This is a genomic window from Mycobacterium sp. (assembly GCF_052144515.1).
Classification (GTDB): domain Bacteria; phylum Actinomycetota; class Actinomycetes; order Mycobacteriales; family Mycobacteriaceae; genus Mycobacterium.
The window spans coordinates 1-15,055 of the sequence record NZ_JBKQQD010000187.1 but is presented as its reverse complement, the minus strand read 5'-3'; the positions used below and the strand labels follow the sequence as shown (position 1 = coordinate 15,055).

Below are 15,055 nucleotides of genomic sequence, written 5' to 3'. Positions count from 1 at the left end.
TGTTCAGGCGGCGCCCGGAGATGTGCCGGGTGCTTCTCAACGCCGGGTTGACGTTGATCTCCGCTGACCGCGGCCTGGCTCCGCGGGCTCTGCGTGACATCAGTCGCGCTGGGCGCGCCGGCCGGTTCACCGTGGACGATCCTGAGCTCGCGTTGTCGGTGGCAGGCGGCGCGCTGCTGGGGCTGGGCCAGCTGCTGCATGACCAGCCCGAACGCAGCGGTACCGAGGCGGCCGATCGTGCCACCCGCGACGTGCTGATCATGTTCGGCCTGCCTGCCGACGAGGCCGCGGAGATCTGCCGTCGGCCGCTGCCTGACCTCGACGAGCTGACCAAGACCGACTCCGCGGCATGATCCGCATCGACACGTCTGGATGCTCGTATGACCACTGGGTGCGCGTGCTGTATCCGCAGCAGACACCCGACGGCGTCGGCGTAATGTGCCATCCAGTGAGGATGGTGACCGTCGATGGCCGAGGGCGATCCACACGCGACACAACGGGATGCGGCTTCCGGCATCGCGGCCGAACTGCGCAATGCGGGATTCGACGACATAACCGAAGTCGGACATGGCGGATTCGGGGTGGTCTACCGCTGCACGCAACCGGCGTTGGATCGGACTGTCGCGGTCAAGGTCTTGACGTCTGATCTCGACCCGGACAACGTCGAGCGCTTTGTACGTGAACAACGAGCCATGGGCAGGCTGTCCGACCACCCGCACATCGTGACAATTCTCGAGGTCGGCACCATCGCGACGGGCCGGCCATTCATCGTGATGCCCTATCACGCCAAGGACTCCCTGGAAGCCTTGATCCGCCGCCACGGGCCACTCAACTGGAATGAGGCCGTGAGCATCGGCGTGAAGCTGGCCGGCGCGCTGGAAGCTGCACACAACGTCGGCATCTTGCATCGTGACGTCAAGCCGGGGAACATCCTCCTCTCGGACTACGGCGAACCGCAGCTCACCGACTTCGGCATCGCCAGGATCGCGGGAGGTTTTCAGACAACGACAGGTGTGATCGCCGGCTCACCGGCGTACACCGCCCCAGAACTGCCCGAGGGCGCGTCCCCGACGCCGCAATCGGATGTGTATTCGCTCGGCGCGACCCTTTTTTGCGCGATGACCGGCCACGCGGCGTTCGAGCGCCGCAGCGGCGAAAAGCTAGTCGCGCAGTTCCTGCGGATCACGTCGCAGCCGATTCCGGACCTACGCCGGCAGGGGCTGCCCTCCGATGTTGCGGCCGCCATCGAACGCGCCATGGCTCGTGATCCCTCGGACCGTCCCGCCTCGGCGGCGGAGTTTGGCGAGCAGCTTCGCGACGTTCAGCGCAGCCTTGGGATTTTCGTCGACGAGATGGCACGCCATGTCGAGTTGGGCGTTGAAAGCCGCAAGGCGCCGGCAGTGCCGTCAGCCCGTCGTGCGCACACGTCGGCGACGCCGACACCGCCCTCCCCCATGACGAAGTACCGTCCTGCCGTCGCGCTCAGGTCGCTGGTTGCTCGGGATCGGCTCGCCGATGTTGTTCGTGCCGCGGGGCGGCGGCGCCTGATTCTCATCAACGCGCCGTCGGGCTACGGCAAAAGCACCCTGGCTGCACAGTGGCGCGAGCTTCTCATGCGCGAGGGCGTCGCCGTGGCTTGGCTAACCGTCGATGACGACGACAACAACGCAGTGTGGTTCCTGGCGCACCTGCTCGAATCGATCCGAACGATTCGACCCGCCCTGGCGGCGGCCTTGGCTCAGGTGCTCGAAGAGCATGGCGACGACTCGGCCCGCTACGTTTTGACGTCGCTGATCGACGAGATACACGAAAACGACGACCGAATCACCCTCGTCGTGGATGACTGGCATCGGGTATCGGACAGCCAGACCATTGCCGCTCTGGGCTTCCTGCTCGAACACGGCTGCCACCACCTGCAGCTCATCGTGACGAGCTGGTCGCATGCGGGTCTGCCGGTGAGTAAATTGCGACTCCGTGATGAGCTCGTCGAGATTGACTGTGACGCTCTGCGTTTCGATCCCGACGAGGCGCAGGCGTTGCTCAATGATGTCGGCGGCCTAGCATTGTCGGGCGCCGACGTTGCGGCGCTAACCGCCTCGACGGATGGGTGGGCGGCCGGCCTGCGGCTCGCTACTTTGTTCTTACGCGGCGGTGCCGACGCCTCCAGCCTTATCGGTCGGCTTTGCGGTGCACATGACATCATCGGTGAGTTCCTGGCCGAAAACGTCCTCGACACACTTGAACCGGCGATAGCCGACTTCATGTTGGCAACGTCGATCACCGAGAGGACCTGCGGCGGACTGGCATCGGCGTTGTCCGAGCAGCCGCGCGGGCTGGCGATGCTCGAAGAGGTCGCGCATCGCGGGCTGTTCCTGCAGCGGATCGACAACGACCCCGACTGGTTTCGTTATCACCAGCTGTTCGCCGAATTCCTACGCCAGCGACTTGCACGCGACGATCCGGAGCGGAGTCGGCGACTGCACCGCACGGCGGCGGCATGGTTCGCCGAACACGGCTACCTCAACGAGGCCGTCAACCATGCGCTCGCCGTCGACGACCCGACCCTCGCCGTTGACCTTGTCGAGCAAGACGAGACACGTCTGCTCGAGGAGTCGAAAATGACGACCTTCCTCGAGATTGCCAAGAAACTGCCGCCCCGGCTGCTGGCATCCAGGGCACGACTTCAGCTGGCGATCGCCTGGGCAAATATCCTGCTACAGCGCAGGGCGCCCGCCAATGCCGCGCTGAATCGCTTCGAGGCGGCGCTGGCCAGGGCAGAACTCTCGGATGCGTCGCGAAGCAATCTTCGAGCGGAAGCCGACGTGCTGCGCGGGGTGGCAGAACTATTCGCCGACCGTATTAATCGTATCGATTCTCTTGTCTCCGAAGCGTTCTCGAGAGCTGATACCCTCCCCCCTGGGGTACCCGGGGTCGCGGGTAATGTCGCAGCGTTCGCCGCCATTTACCGTTTCGAGTTTGACGACGCACGAAGGCTGCTGCGGTGGGCGGCGCCCTACCAGGACATGATCCGGCCGTTCGCGAGCGTGCTCGCACACTGCTTCGCCGGAATTGCCGCCAAGTACGAGCTTGACATCGCCACCGCTCGACGCGAGTTTCGCGAAGCGTTCGAGATCGGAGTTACAGTGGGGTCGCACTCCCACGCTGCGCGTCTCGCAAGTGCCATGCTCGGCGAATTGCTCTATGAGGCCGGCGAATTGGATGAGGCGACGCGATTGCTGGAGATGAGCTATGGACTTGGGCCGGAGGGTGGTGGCGTGGACTACCTCGCCGCGCGGTACGTCGGAAGCGCCAAAGTCAAAGCAGCGCAAGGCGATTTCAGCGTCGCGGCCGAGCGCCTCAACGCCGGTATGAACACAGCGGAGCAACTGCGACTCCCGCGACTCGCGGCCGCGATCAACAACGAGCGGATCCGATTGGGAATCGGCGTCGCGCCGGAGGTGGCAGCCCGCCTCCGATCCGTGCGGACTATTCCGCGCGACGACGGTATCGCCACGATAACCGCTGAACTCGACGAGGACTCCGCGGTTCGCCTGCTGTTGGCAAGCGGTTCCGCCGAAGAACGGGAGCAGGCCTGGCGACGTGCGAGCGAGCTGCTTGCGGGCATCGATGACGCGCAAAGACCGTTGGCGGCGCTGCGGGCTCAACTGCTGCTAGCTGAAACACTGGCCCGCACAGGCAGATCAGCTGATGCAACGATCCCCGCAGTCGCACGACGGTGTCAAGAAATCGGATTACCGCGTTTGCTTGTCGATGCTGGCCTTGGCTAATTCCTGGTTGCGATCCGACACCGTGTCCCGGTCACCCTGGGAGCAGGCGCGCCGGCGCACGCCATCGTCTTCACCGACCATGGGGGTGAAGGATCACCCAGCTTGACGTTCGCCGCTCGCACCCACGCCCGTCCCCCGAATGCGGCGCTATACATTCACGAGGGCGGCCACGTCGAACTCATTACTGACGCGGCCAAGCAGGCGGGGGTGATCGAAGAATTCCGGCGCAGCGAGACCTAAACCTGAGGCCGTCAATCGAATTCGACAGTTAGTTCAAGCTGTCGACGCGGTCGGGTACGGGCCGGCACCCGAACCGGCAAGCGCGGCCGCCAGGAGGGCGGCGGAGTGGCTTATCTGGCCGCGAGATATGTGATCGCCGTCCGAATAAGAGCACTACACGGGCATCGGTCAGCGCAGACCCCTGACGGCCCCCCAGGCGGAGCTGCTCCTGATCGAAAGTCTCACGGCGACGGGCCGAGTCGCGGAAGCTCGCGCCCGGTGTTTCGCATGTATCCGCACGATGCGCCGAAGTGGGGTTACCACGCCTGCTGGTTGACGCCGGTATTGAGTGAGAATTCCAGAGCTGCGTATGTGCGCGCCTGGTCCAGCGGCCGGCGCTCGCTGCCTCAGTAGGAGCGGGGCAGCTTCAACGCCTGCGTGGAGATGTAGTTGAGGACCATCTCCTGGGAGAAGGGCGCGTTGCGGAGCAGCCGGGCCTCGCGCCACAGCCGCTCCACGTGGTACTCCTTGGCGTAGGCGTAGCCACCGTGGGTGGACATGGCGCGGTCGCACGCATCGAAGCCGGCCTCGGCGCCCAGATACTTGGCCGCGGCGGCCTGGATGCCACACTTCCGGTGGTCGTCGTAGAGCTCGGCCGCGTGCATCGCCATCAGCCGAGCCGACTCCAGGCGTATCCAGGAGTCGGCCAGCGGGTGGGCGACCGCCTGGTTCTGGCCGATGGGCCGGTCGAAGACCACGCGCTCGCCGGCGTACTTCGTCGCCAGTTCCAGTGCCGCCTGACCGATACCGACGCCCTCCAGACCCACGACGATGCGCTCGGAGTTCAGCCCGTCGACGAGGTATTTGAAACCCTTGCCCACCTCGCCCACGACCTCGTTGTCGTGCACCTGGAGGTTCTCGATGAACAACTCGTTGGAGTCGATCGCCGACCGCCCCAGTTTCTCGATCTCCCGGACGGTGATCCGCTCGCGGTCGAGGTCGGTGAAGAACAGCGTCATCCCGTCCAACGGCTTCGCGTCGTTGCGCGGAGACGTGCGCGCCAGGAGCAGGATCTTGTGGGCGTTCTGCGCGTTGCTGATCCAGACCTTCTGGCCGTTGACCAACCAGCCACCGTCGACCTTCTCCGCCTTGGTCCGGATGCGCGACGTATCCACGCCGGCGGTGGGCTCGGTGACGCCGAAGGCCATCAGGATCTCACCCCGGGCGAGCTGGGGCAAAAACTCCTGCTTCATCTCCTGCGAGCCGTGCCGGATGATCGGCGCGGGTGGGAAGAGGTAGAAGTGGACCGCCGAGGCACCACTGGCGCCGGCGCCCGAGGCGGCGATTTCCTGCATCATCACGCCGCTCTCGGCGATGCCGAGTCCCAGCCCGCCGTACTGCTCGGGGATGAGCGCGCCGAGCCATCCGCCTTGGGCGAACGCCTTGACGAACTCCCACGGGTACTCGCCGCGCTTGTCCTTGGCTCGCCAGTACGCGTAGTCGAACGTCCGGGCCAGCTCTCCGGTGGCCTTGCGGACGACGTCGATGGTGCTCTCGTCGGGATCAGTCATCGGTGCTCTCCTGGTGCTGTGGGTTGACAAGATGTCGCGGTACCTTGGCGCTGCGTGCGCGCAGCCATTCGCCGAGTGCTTTTGCCTGCGCGTCCAGCCGCAATGATGAGGTGGCGCCGGTCCCGAGCAATCCTCGGATGAGGAAGTTGACGGCGCCGAGGTTGGGCAGTTCGTAGCGCGCGATGGTCAGTTCGCGTGTTTCGGGGAGGAGGCGTCGCAGTTCGTCAACGGTGAGGGTCGAATTGAGCCACTCCCACGCGTGCCGGTTGCGTACCCACACACCGAGGTTCGCGTCGCCGCCCTTATCGCCAGAGCGGGCATAGACGATCTCACCGAGCGAGGCGATGACGAGTTCGTCGGTCCATGGCGGTTGCACCGATTGCGCGGACGACGGGTCGGCCTGCGGGATAACCCCGTCCGCGGTGCCGTGTGGATTTCCCGGTGCGATGACCTCCGTCGTGCCGTCAAAATGATGGACCATGTGGTCGAGCATTGCTTGGTCGAGCAGTGCGGGCCAGTAGACACCGAACGCCGACCCTGGTTGTGGCGGGCCGAGGGAGTACATCCCGGGGTAGCTGGATAGGGCCAGCTCGACCATCCGCGACGAAAACGCCCGGCCCGCGGCCTCTTTGGTGCCCTGCACGGCGATCCTCAGCAGCTGTGTTCCGGCATTCTGGCTGTCGGGATCGTGCTGGGCTTGCCCGATGCGGTCGATGGCGACCGCGTCGATCCCGTCCACGGCCTCGATGTAGTCGTGGACGGCTCCCTCGATGAGTGCCGCCTTGGCGTCGAGGTCGGTGCCGGTGAGCGCGAGGATCATGCTGTTTTCCCAGCCGCCGACCCCGGTGATGGCGACCTTGGTCGTCGCCGGTGGCGCCGAGCCGCGCACGCCGCGGATCAGGACGCGGTCGTCGCCGAGATCGGCCAGCGTGGCGGTGTCCAGGTGAGTGATCACGTCGGAGTTGAGGTAGGCGGGGTCGCCGATCTCGTAGAGCAGTTGAGCTGTGACCGTGTCCTGGGTGACGGCGCCGCCGGTGCCCGGGTTCTTGGTGATCACCGAGGAGCCGTCGGCGGCGATTTCGGCGATCGGGAACCCTGGCTGTACGAGGTCGGCAATAGTACGAAACCCGGAGAAGTTGCCGCCGGTCGCCTGCGGACCGCATTCGATGATGTGTCCGGCAGCAACCGCGCCGGCGAGCCCGTCGTAGTCATCTTGGGTCCAACTCCACCACCAGGCGGCGGCACCAACGATGGGTGAGGCGTCGGCGACGCGACCGGTGATGACGATGTCGGCGCCGTGGTCCAGCGCGCGCGCGATGCCGAATCCGCCCAGATACGCGTTGGCCGTCAGTGGCTGGTGCGGCCACGACGACAACGGTTCGCCGCTCGTCAGGTGCGGCAATGAATGGCCGGCTTGCTGCAGAGCGTCGAGGCGGCCGAAGACGTCGTCGCCTCCGATGTGGGAGACCCGCAGGTCGTAGCCGTGGCGTGCGATCAGTTCGCGGGTCGCGTCGGCCAGCCCGGCGGGGTTGAGTCCTCCGGCGTTGACGACGAGCCGGATCCCGTTGGCGACGAGGTGTTCGAGCGCCGCGTCCAAGTGCGCCAGGAAGGTGGTCGCATAGCCCTTGGTGGAGTCTTTGGCGCGCGCCTTGCCGAGGATCAGCATCGTGACCTCGGCGAGGTAGTCACCGGTGAGGACGTCGATGCCGCCGGCTCGGGCCATGTCGGCCATCGCGGACGCACGGTCACCGTAGAAGCCGGAGCAGTTCCCGATGCGGACCGGGCGTTGCCCCTGTGCTGATGTCATTTCGTCACTCCCTCAGTGGTTTTGGTGACCCACACGGTCCCTTCGAACCCCGCCTCACCGGACGGGTGCTGCTCGGTGAGCTCGAGGGTCATGGTGTCGTCGTCGGTCGCGGTCGCCCGCGCTGTGTAGGTGAGATCGGCCGGCGCATACACGGGCCTGCGTAGGCGGTAGGCGAACTTCGTGACTCGCCACTGGGGGCCGAGGCCCTCGGTAACGCAACGTAAGGCCAGCGCCGCCCGGAGGTGGGAGTGCAGCGCGAGACCGCGGTGGCCCTCTTCGCGTGCGTAGGGCTCGTCGAAGTGAATGCGGTGCGGGTTCCACGTGACGGCGCTGTAACGGAACAACTGCAGGGCGGTGGCGGTGTGCTTGAGCGGTTCGAGCGTGTCCGAAACTTCGAAGTTGATCGACATCAGGACTCCTGGGCGGGGTTGCGTAGTGCGACGGTGCGGCGGTTGCGGTTGAGGACGGCGCCGTCCGCGGCAGTGAAGGTGTTCAGCGTGGTGACGAAAACGCAAGGGCCGGAACGGGTCTGCTTGGGGGTGACGGCCTCGAGGGTCGACTCGAGAACCAGCTCCGTGCCTGCCGTGACCGCGTTGACCAACTCCATCTCCTCGCCGGCGCCCATCACGCGAAGCCCGAGCTCGCCGTCCCCGAGGGGCATGTCACCATCCTGGGGCGTCCCATCGGGCCCCAGGTCGGCCTCCGGCGTGCCGATGCCCCAATCCGCGACCGCGGCCAGCATGTTGGGCGGCGCGACGACATCGGGGTACCCCGCAGACCGTGCGGCCTCCGAGTCGTAGTGGCTCGGGTCGGTGGCTCCGATCGTCATCGCGTAGCGGCCGATCATCACCGCGTCCAGCGTGCCGAGACTGCGCCGCGAAAGGACTTCGCCTATCCGCGGCCGGGTCTGGGCGTAGTACGTCGCCAGTGGGGTGCCGGGGTCAAGCGGAGCGGACATGCTCGGCCTCCTCGCCGGCTAATTCCGCGACGATGGCCTCTGTTGACGCGCCCAGTGGCGGGGCGGCCTGCAACGGTCCCACCGGCGAATCGCTAAGCCGCAATGGACATCCCGGCACCGGCACGCGTCCCCTCGCCGGGTGCTCGACGTATTGGATCATGCCGCGCTGAATCAGGTGCTCGTCGGTGTCGACCTCGCGGACCGACTTGACCGGCGCACATGGCACGCCGGCGGCCTGCAGGTCGCGCACCAAATCGGCGCGCGTCCGGGTTCTGGTGACCGAAGACACCTCCTCGTCGACGTTGTCAATGTTGGCGACTCGGTCCCTTTGCGTGCGGAAGCGCGGGTCGTCGATCAGCTCGCGCTTACCGAGGGCGGTCGCCACGCCTTGCCAATGCCGTTCGGAGATGCAGATGATCGCCAGCCACCCATCGCTCGCCGGGTAGATGTTGTAGGGCGCCACAGCCATGCCCGAGTGCCGGTTTCCGGTGCGCTCGGGGAGCGGTTGGTCGGGCTGGTTGTGCAGGCCGCCCAGGCTGGACGCCAGCATCGGGTAGATCGTGTCGTGCATCGAGACCTCGACGATCTGCCCCCGCCCGGTGCGCTCGCGTTGGAAGAGGGCCGCAGCGATGGCTCCGAACAGGTGGATGCCGCCGGAGAAGTCCACGAACGCCGCGCCCGCTTTCGTCGGTGGCCCGTCGGGTTCTCCGGTCGTGGCGGCGCTGCCGGACATCGCCTGCACGGTGATGTCCATCGCCGACATGTGTGCATAGGGTCCCGTGGACCCGTAGCCCTTGCCCGAGGCGACGATCAGCCGCGGGTTGTGCCGAAGGAGTCGCTCGTGGTCAAGCTGAAGCCGCTCCATGGTGCCCGGTGCGAAATTCTCGATGAGCACGTCGGCGCTCTCGACCAGGTCGAGCAGCGCCTGGCGACCGGCGCCCGTCTTCAGGTCCAGAACCACGCTGCGCTTGTTGGAATTGAGCATCACGAACTCGTGGGACTCGGCTTGTTCGTGTGAGCGGAAGCGCAGTGGCTCACCGCCGGGTGGCTCTATCTTGATGACGTCGGCGCCCAGCTGAGCCAGAAGCAGCCCGCAGTATGGGCCGTTGTATATCTGGCCCAGTTCCAGGACCCGGACGCCGTCAAACGCTGATGGCATGATTCTCCCTTTCTAATTTCGTGGCACCGTCGTGGTCCGCCTTGGCGCGCGGAGGCCGCGCGCCCGGCGGGAACCGCGGAGCGGGTGTGACCTCAGGACTTGTTCACACCGGCGTTGCCGCCGTGGATGTAGGGGACAGGTCCGGTGCCTTGCGCCGCCGACAGGGTGTCGGTTAGGTACTGAATGGAGGCCGCGTCATTGATCCCGTAGAACGTGCCGTCGTCGTTGAAGCCGAGTTGCGCGCCTGACATCCACAGCAGCACGACGGTGTCTTCGGTGTTGTCCTCGGGGCAGTAGAACGTGTGCACCGAGCCGCCCGGCTCATACAGGTAGTCGCCCGCGGTCTGCGGCTGGTCGGGGTACTCGGCGTACATCCAGCAGCCCGAGAACGTGTACACCTCAGCCGTACCGGTGTGGTAGTGGATGGGCAGCTGGCAACCAGGCGCCATGGTGGCAAAGAGGACCACCTCGCCCTTCTCGGGATCCAGGCGCAGCGGCTTGATGTGGATGCCCGGGCCGATCGCGTCCTTGAGCAGTGGGATTTGATCGATGTTAATGGTCAGGAGGTCTTCCTGCGGCAGCGCGGCCAGCGGCAACGGGGCGCCGCTGCCGGTGGTGATGATCCCGGGACGGACTGAGACGGTCATTGTGGGCCTTTCTGTAAGAGCTTGCGTACGGATTTATGTATCTGAAACCGGATACTCGGATACTGAGCACTGTACTGCTCTTCGCGCCTCGTGGCAAGTGTTTTGTCTGAATTCGTCGGTAGGCCTTGCTAGCGTCAGCGCGTGCCTGCCCGCCCAGTTCGCACGGTCGACCGGGTGATTCAGATTTCGAGACTCGCGGCGGTCCGGCGCTGGCGATGGTCCCGCCGATCGGGTGCTGGTCTCGCTGCACGGCTGGCTGGCGCCGCTACCGCCGGAGGGCGCCAGCGCGATCGTTTTCCGCGGCACCGATCATGCGGCCGAACTTGCTGCGGCCCAAGGCATTCGGTCGGCCGATCTGTTGAAGTCCGGGATCGTCGACGCCATCGTGCCCGAGTATCCCGATGCTGCCGCATTGGCCTGCCCCGCGACACATAAACCACGCACACGACACGCCTCACAGTGGCTTATGTCTGGGTGAAACCGGTCCAAGGATCCATGACGTCTTATGCCCGTGAACGACGTCTTCATAGGTAGCGAAGCCCTGCGGCAGGGCAAGTTGAGCCCATATCAGCTGCGGACCAGGTTTCACGCAATCTTTCCCGACGTTTACGTTGCGCAGTGCACACCACTGTCGCTACGAACACGCTCAGAAGCCGCGTGGCTGTGGTCGGGTCGACGCGGTGTCCTGGCCGGACTTGCCGCAGCTGTGCTGCACGGCTTGTCGTGGATCGACGACGACGAGCCGGTCGAGTTGATCTGGCGCAACCAGCACTCGCCCGCAGGCGTGACTACGCGCAATCACAGGGTCGAAGGCGGCGAGGTCACCCGGGTTGCGGGTCTGCCGGTGACCACACCTGCGCGCACCGCGTTCGATCTGGCGCGACGACTATCCCTTGGCGATGCGGTGGCGCGGCTCGACGCACTGATGCGCGCCAAACCTTTCTCCGTCGAAGACGTGCTGCTGATCGCCGAGCAGCAGCCGGGCACCCGCGGCCTGCGGCAACTAAAAGCGGTACTTCCGCGGGTCGATCCAGGCGCCGCGTCTCCGAAAGAGACGTGGCTGCGGCTGCTACTGGTCGACGGGGGCTTGCCGACGCCGGAGACGCAGATCCCAGTAGTGGCCAACTATCGAACCATCGCCCTACTGGACATGGGATGGGAGCGATTCAAGGTCGCCGTGGAATACGACGGCGACCAACACCGGACTAACCAGGCGCCAGTATGTCCGGGGTATGCGGCGACTAAAGGCGCTCGAGCAGCTCGGATGGATCGTCATTCGCGTGATTGCCGAGGATCGCCCCGGGGACGTGCTGCGCAGCGTCCGCGAGGCACTTTGCCGCCGCGGCTACCGCGACACATAAACCACGCACACGACACGCCGGCGCGCGTCGCAATGGCTTATGTCTCGGCGACCGCCGGCGGCCCCACACGCAATTGGAAACACTGCTGGACTCGGCGAAGTGCCTTGCCGCCAGTGTGTGCGCGTGACCGGGCCCGGTCTCAGCGCCCGCGGGAGTGCAGGCGGATGATGGGGATGGTGCGTTGGCACCGCGCGGCGCCCCGCCGGTAGTCGGGCCAGAGTGGGTAGATCCGGTAGGCCATGGCCCAGAGGCGCTCTTGCTCGGCGGGGTCGGTTACCTCGGTTGCGGTCATCACCGGGCCGCCGCCGTTCGTTGCGATCTGCACGCGGGGGTTCGCGGCGAGGTTGTGGTACCAGGCGGGGTGTTTGTCATTGCCGTAGTTGGAGGCGATCACGATGACGTCGGGCCCGTCGTGAAAGTAAAAGATCGGGTTCGTCCGCGGTTGCCCGGTTTTGGCCCCGGTGGTGGTGAGCAGCGCTGAGGGCAGCATCAGTCCCATGGCCAGCCGACCCCCGGTGGCTCGCAGCAGCCACGGGTCGATCGTTGGCGCGATGTTCTTCGACAACCACCGGCCTACGCGGGTCGCCACGAAGGCGGCGTAGGCGCGGAGCAGGGGGCTGACCCGGTCGGGAGGATCGACCCGTGGCAGATCATCGCTCGGGGTGCTCGGTGAGGCGTGGTGAACGGTCATGGTGACGGGGGTCCTTCTGTGTCGGGGTGGTAATGAACGTAAGGAAGTGTTGGACCTGAATACTTGGTGATCGCGACCTTGTCCTGACGGCAGCGCTTATAAGCCGACTACGGCCGACGCCGGGTTACCGGTAAGCAGATTCGTTATCATTTGGGGCACAACAGGTTACAAATGCTGCTGCATGATAGTGAACATTTCCTGTTGCTGCGCAACGCAACTGGGCCGAGGCGCTCAGGTTTTCGCATCCATCGGCTCGAAGACAATCACGTGGCGCACGCCATTATGCTCCATGTGGCTGTCATGCGCGGGCCACATCTCGATTAGCCTCGGCATGTTGCGCGCAACCTCATCCTCTGTAGCGGGTCGCGACAGATAGTTTGCAGCGGTGCCGCCGATCTCGACACGTGCCTTTGGGTCGGCGAGCAGGTTCTTCGGCCAACTGGAGGCTGCTTTTAGCCCGAAGTTCTCACAAGCGGCGACGAGGTTCTTGCCATCGCGCACGTAGTGCAGCGGAACCGTTCGATCTTTGCCGCTTCTTCTGCCTCTCGTCGTGAGCAGCATCGTCGGCAGCGCCGGACCGCTCATGGAGAATCGGCCTCGGCTCGCGTGGATCAGCGCCCGGTCTACCCGGGAGCCGACATGCTTCATGAACAGGGAGAACCAGCGGTAGTGACCGACCTGCCGCATCACGCGGAGATGGAGCTCATACAGCTCACTCATCGTCGGACCTATGCGCGATCGCGTCCGGGTCTCATCAGGCGCGGTCATGCGTGAGGCTCGCTATACGTATCTACGTATATAGAACCAGATATATGGATCATAGCTGTGACTGTACTGTGACCCGCGCCTCGTTGCAAGTCCCTGTCTGAACTGGTCGGTAGGGCTTGCTCGCGTCCGCCCCGCTGCGCAAATCCTCAGGCCGCTCTGAGACAACTAACCTGGCGCAGTTCCTCCCCGGCCACCCTCTCCCACCCTGGCGGCGTCTTCCCAAACGAATTCCGGCGAATTGTCGGTACAGCCAGGTCCAACGACTCGGCGAACTTGAATGCGCGAAGCGTTAGCGGCGTAATCCGTTACGCCGCCGCCACTGCCGCACCGTCGTCATCGCGGTCTTCAGCCCGCGCTGACGCCGGGTTGCCGGGTCAGTCCCGACGGATGCCCGGCTCAAGCTGGCGACATCTTGTGGCTGCGGGTTTCTGGTGCATCGTCGGGCGGGTCGGACGGGTACTTGTTCGGCAACGACACCTTGGCGATTGTGCGCCACGCCTTGCTGTACTGCACCAGTGGCGAACCCGTGGTGTAAGGCAGGTCGTATTTGTCGCACACCTGGCGCACCCGGGGTCTGGTACTGGATGGGCAGGGGGCAACCGGGTGCCATGGTGGCGATGAGCACCACCGGTCCCTTTTCGGGGTCCAGGCGCAGCGGCTGGATGTGGATGCCAGGGGCCATCGCGTCCTCAAGCAGCGGGATCTGATCGATGTTGACGGTCAGCTGGTCGCTGGAAATCGCCGCCCGGTGATCAACACGCCGCGTCGGCGTTGACCTGGGCCGCTGCCGCGATGATCGCCCTTACCGTGCGCCGGCAGCAGCCGCAGTCGGCGCCCGCTCCGCACGCCTCGGCAACCTCCTTGGAGGTACACGCCCCGCCGGCGACGATGTCGGCGACGAGGTGACTGGTGGCGCCGGTGCACAGACACACGAACATCAGCGCGTCACCCCTCCTGCGGCAGCGGAACCAACGGGAGCGGTGCGGATCATCCCCGGAGAGACTGGAGCTGTCATGTGTCAGCCGATCGTGTACATATCTACGGATCTCTAACCGTATATCTGGATAGTGCGCCACTGTACTGTGATTCGCGACTCGCTGCAAGTCCTGGTCCGGAATCGTCGACGGGGCTTGCTAGCGTCAGCTCCATGCCTGCCCGCCCGCATCGCACGGTCGACCGAGTGATCCAGATCCTCGAGACCGTTTCGCTCAGCCCGCGCGGCCTGACGCTGGCGGAGCTGGCAGCCGCCTTGGATGCGGCGAAGAGCTCCGTGCAGGAGCTGACCAACGGACTGCTGGCCCGCGGCTATCTCGTCGAGAGGGAACACCGGTTCCATCTCGGGCCGGGGCCGTTCATCCTCGCCGCGCGCGCGAACAAGCTGGCCGCGCTGTCACTCGATCACCAGTTCGTTGCCGAGCTGGGCGAAATCCTGGGCTGCACCGTCCTCGTCGGGGTGCGTGTCGGGGACGCCATCGTCTTCACCGACCTGGTGGGTGAAGAATCACCGAGCCTGAGGTTCGTCGCTCGCATCCACGCCCGTCGCCCGCTATATAGCAGCGCCGCCGGAAAGACCTTGCTCGCCAACGTCCCCGACGACGAGATGTACCGCCTCCTTGACCTCGCCAGCCCAGAACAGGCCGGCGAGGTACAACAATTCCTCGCCGAGCTCCCTCAGATCCGGTCCCGCGGCCTGGCCTTCAACCGGGGAGTCACGCTCGGGGACGCGTTTGCCGTGGCCACGCCCCTTTTAGCAGCTGATGGCAGTCTGATCGCGGCGATCAGTGCGGCCGTAGACGCTTCAGAAGCGGATCGTCTCGACGAGATCGGTGAAGAGCTGAAGAAGGCCGTTGCCACCCTGGGCCCGAAATATGGCATCACGCCGTCCTGATTGACCGCGAGATCGCTTATTCCAGCTGGCCATAACGCGCCGTTGTTACTAACGGGAACCGCGATTGGGCGCTAGGACGCCGCTGATTTAGTGTGCCGGTTTCGGCGTGGCTGGGCGGGGTTGGCGCGGGTGTGCCTGGAGAATCGGTGTGTGGCTTTGGGACGTGAGAATCGGCAGGGTCGATTCGATGACGTGATG

General features: G+C 65.3%; 12 protein-coding genes and 4 pseudogenes. 6 read left to right on the top strand and 10 right to left on the bottom strand.

Features of this window, described 5'->3' with window-relative positions; genetic code table 11:
- The 3 genes and pseudogenes from ACLP9N_RS12955 to ACLP9N_RS12945 all read left to right on the top strand — a co-directional run.
- Positions 1-353 (top strand): annotated as a pseudogene (locus ACLP9N_RS12955) (TetR/AcrR family transcriptional regulator); the annotation flags it as partial.
- A 114-nt stretch (positions 354-467) separates the two neighbouring features.
- Positions 468-3,788: a protein kinase domain-containing protein gene (locus ACLP9N_RS12950; protein WP_442407781.1), complete on the top strand. Its 3,321-nt coding sequence runs from the start codon at positions 468-470 to the stop codon at positions 3,786-3,788.
- 102 nt (positions 3,789-3,890) lie between these two features.
- Positions 3,891-4,028 carry a hypothetical protein gene (locus ACLP9N_RS12945; RefSeq protein WP_424075482.1) on the top strand — a complete coding sequence of 46 codons (138 nt, stop codon included), beginning with the start codon at positions 3,891-3,893 and terminating at the stop codon, positions 4,026-4,028.
- A 386-nt stretch (positions 4,029-4,414) separates the two neighbouring features.
- Here ACLP9N_RS12945 and ACLP9N_RS12940 read toward each other — a convergent pair whose 3' ends face one another.
- The 6 genes from ACLP9N_RS12940 to ACLP9N_RS12915 all read right to left on the bottom strand — a co-directional run bounded on the left by ACLP9N_RS12940 (position 4,415) and on the right by ACLP9N_RS12915 (position 10,149).
- Positions 4,415-5,578, bottom strand: a complete 1,164-nt coding sequence (locus ACLP9N_RS12940) for an acyl-CoA dehydrogenase family protein (RefSeq protein ID WP_442407780.1) — start codon at positions 5,576-5,578, stop codon at positions 4,415-4,417.
- Positions 5,571-7,385, bottom strand: a complete 1,815-nt coding sequence (locus tag ACLP9N_RS12935) for an acyclic terpene utilization AtuA family protein (protein WP_442407779.1) — start codon at positions 7,383-7,385, stop codon at positions 5,571-5,573. Before ACLP9N_RS12935 ends, ACLP9N_RS12940 begins: the two co-directional genes overlap by 8 nt.
- The gene (locus ACLP9N_RS12930; RefSeq protein WP_442407778.1) at positions 7,382-7,795 is read right to left on the bottom strand and encodes an acyl dehydratase; all 414 of its coding nucleotides are present in this window, start codon (positions 7,793-7,795) and stop codon (positions 7,382-7,384) included. Before ACLP9N_RS12930 ends, ACLP9N_RS12935 begins: the two co-directional genes overlap by 4 nt.
- Positions 7,795-8,343: an FAS1-like dehydratase domain-containing protein gene (locus tag ACLP9N_RS12925; protein ID WP_442403224.1), complete on the bottom strand. Its 549-nt coding sequence runs from the start codon at positions 8,341-8,343 to the stop codon at positions 7,795-7,797. The genes ACLP9N_RS12930 and ACLP9N_RS12925 overlap by 1 nt, the downstream gene beginning before the upstream one ends.
- A complete protein-coding gene (locus tag ACLP9N_RS12920; protein ID WP_442407777.1) occupies positions 8,327-9,502 on the bottom strand; it encodes a CaiB/BaiF CoA transferase family protein in 1,176 nt (391 codons plus the stop codon). The genes ACLP9N_RS12925 and ACLP9N_RS12920 overlap by 17 nt, the downstream gene beginning before the upstream one ends.
- Positions 9,503-9,594: 92 nt before the next feature.
- Positions 9,595-10,149: a 2,4'-dihydroxyacetophenone dioxygenase family protein gene (locus ACLP9N_RS12915; protein WP_442407776.1), complete on the bottom strand. Its 555-nt coding sequence runs from the start codon at positions 10,147-10,149 to the stop codon at positions 9,595-9,597.
- A 197-nt stretch (positions 10,150-10,346) separates the two neighbouring features.
- Here ACLP9N_RS12915 and ACLP9N_RS12910 point away from each other — a divergent pair.
- Positions 10,347-10,558: pseudogene (locus ACLP9N_RS12910) on the top strand (carboxyl transferase domain-containing protein); the annotation flags it as partial.
- Between the two features lie 102 nt (positions 10,559-10,660).
- Positions 10,661-11,510 (top strand): annotated as a pseudogene (locus tag ACLP9N_RS12905) (DUF559 domain-containing protein).
- Positions 11,511-11,649: 139 nt separating this feature from the next.
- On the opposite strand, the gene ACLP9N_RS12900 reads toward ACLP9N_RS12905, so the two are convergent.
- From ACLP9N_RS12900 to ACLP9N_RS12885, 4 genes and pseudogenes are all read right to left on the bottom strand, one after another.
- Positions 11,650-12,201, bottom strand: a complete 552-nt coding sequence (locus tag ACLP9N_RS12900; protein ID WP_442407775.1) for a nitroreductase/quinone reductase family protein — start codon at positions 12,199-12,201, stop codon at positions 11,650-11,652.
- 231 nt (positions 12,202-12,432) lie between these two features.
- Positions 12,433-12,921, bottom strand: a complete 489-nt coding sequence (locus ACLP9N_RS12895) for a nitroreductase/quinone reductase family protein (protein ID WP_442407774.1) — start codon at positions 12,919-12,921, stop codon at positions 12,433-12,435.
- A 337-nt stretch (positions 12,922-13,258) separates the two neighbouring features.
- Positions 13,259-13,539, bottom strand: a pseudogene (locus tag ACLP9N_RS12890) (fatty acid desaturase); the annotation flags it as partial.
- A 182-nt stretch (positions 13,540-13,721) separates the two neighbouring features.
- On the bottom strand, positions 13,722-13,907 hold the full coding sequence (locus tag ACLP9N_RS12885; protein ID WP_442407773.1) for a (2Fe-2S)-binding protein: 186 nt from the start codon (positions 13,905-13,907) through the stop codon (positions 13,722-13,724).
- Between the two features lie 242 nt (positions 13,908-14,149).
- Here ACLP9N_RS12885 and ACLP9N_RS12880 point away from each other — a divergent pair, with 242 nt between their 5' ends.
- Positions 14,150-14,857 (top strand): IclR family transcriptional regulator, encoded by a 708-nt coding sequence (locus ACLP9N_RS12880; protein WP_442407772.1) that lies wholly within the window; start codon positions 14,150-14,152, stop codon positions 14,855-14,857.
- The last annotated feature ends 198 nt before the right edge of the window (positions 14,858-15,055 follow it).